Annotated in this window: 1 protein-coding gene; it reads left to right on the top strand. The window is 52.4% G+C overall.

Features of this window, described 5'->3' with window-relative positions; all coding sequences use genetic code 11:
• A partial coding sequence (locus M3N55_RS16635; RefSeq protein WP_249060975.1) for a hypothetical protein occupies window positions 1-1,571 on the top strand: 1,571 nt, incomplete at its 5' end.
• Between the last annotated feature and the right edge of the window lie 113 nt (window positions 1,572-1,684).

Here is a 1,684-nt window from a genome sequence, read left to right as displayed (position 1 = left end):
CGAAATGTCCGGGAATGGTTTGCCGCCCGCAACCATTTCGCCATAATGTTCGAGGATCGCTTCAATGCGTAACCGTATCTGAAACCCGCATGGGCCAGACCAGATACACAAAGTTCATGACACTCCCAGGAATACTCGGCAGCGGTGAGGCCGAACGCGAATACGAGCTGGCGATTGCTCTGCGGCTTGACGAAAGCTGCGAAGCCGGTTGCCTTCACAGCTTCTTCCCAACATCGCTACCGCTGCCGTTCACTGGTCTATTTCATGCAACGCTAGAACTTGCTTCTAACCGAAAGACAATTGAAGACGGGTCTTCTCTCAATGACGCTGTTCTCAACGCCCTAGGTATCTTTTATGCGGAGATGCTTCACGAGCTGCGCGAAGATGGTCGGCTTAATGATGAACCACTCGACTGGCTAGTTGCCCAAGGAGAGTTCCCGGAGCAATTGGAGATCATTGCCCGAGCTACCTGGCGGCGAGCCTGCGACTTGCCACTCATCCTGGGCCTAGACGGGCAATGGCGAACGGCCGCGGAGAGCCTGATCGGACCCGTCGGTTACGCACACTTCCTACCACGACGTCTATTCGGAGAGCTGGCTGCTGTCGAAGAAAAAGAGATTGAAAATCTACTACGAGAAGAGTTGGAAGTCCCAGAAATCGAACCGTCAGAATTACTGGAACGACTGAGGAATTCTGAACTGGAGATAGATGAGCGAGCTCGTGCCATCGTTGGGATTTCCTCGACATTGCCAGAACAGCACCATGACCGACGACTTCTGCTTGATACGAAGCTAAAGTCGATGCCAAAGAGTGCGATTCCGTTTCCTCCCCCAAGTCGACATGACCAGCGGCGAAATTTACCGCGTTGGTCTAGCGCTCGGTTTATATATCCAGAGTTATGGGGTCGGCTCGTTGAACAAGCTGATGGCTCAACACTTCGAGAAAAAATCACATCACTCAAAGGCTTCCGCGTTACAGAGTTTAGCGTTGAAGGTGTTATCCAAGCACTACGGGCGCGGCTTGGAGAGTTGCTGAAGAGTAAACACCCTGATCCTGATCGTCTTCAGTCAGAATTCTTGGGTGAGTTGTATGCTCTCCACGACAGAAAACGTCAAAGGCCTACGGGTGCCATAAGAGTCAAGTGCAAGGATGGCAGCTGGCAGGATATCGCATCGGTTCACCTTTCGGAAGCCTATGGGCAATGCGGCAAGATTAACGCGGAGCTATATTCCACTCACCCAGAACTCCTGATTGATGACCCCGTCGGGAACGGCCTCCCATCTGAGGCGGACGACCTAGAAGACTTCTTATTGTGGCTCGGTATCAATAAGTGGCCGCGGAAGACAAAAGAACCATTGCCGAAGGAATGGCGTGAGACGGTACAACGTGCTCTTCCGGAAACTTTCATCGTGTTTGATGGCAGCAAATCTCAGGAACTTCAGAGAGATGCACTTGCGTGGGGCTACACGCTAGCTGCTGATTATGAGACTGTTCAAGAGCTTGGTGATATCCTCGCTACCGCCCCATGTGCAGCCGTGTTAGCATGGCTTGGTAATCCCCCCCGAAAGTAAGGGGCTGCATAAGTAGAATTTTCTCGGCATGATGAACGAGGAGATTTCGAATGAAGACAAGCAGATACACTGAGGCGGAGATCATCGCGCTCCTGCGTCAGGCCGAAGGCGGG

It is taken from the genome of Roseinatronobacter domitianus, from assembly GCF_023336755.1.
In the GTDB taxonomy this organism is placed as follows: domain Bacteria; phylum Pseudomonadota; class Alphaproteobacteria; order Rhodobacterales; family Rhodobacteraceae; genus Roseinatronobacter; species Roseinatronobacter domitianus.
The sequence above is the reverse complement of the archived record's forward strand: the minus strand, read 5'-3'. Positions and strand labels throughout refer to the sequence as shown.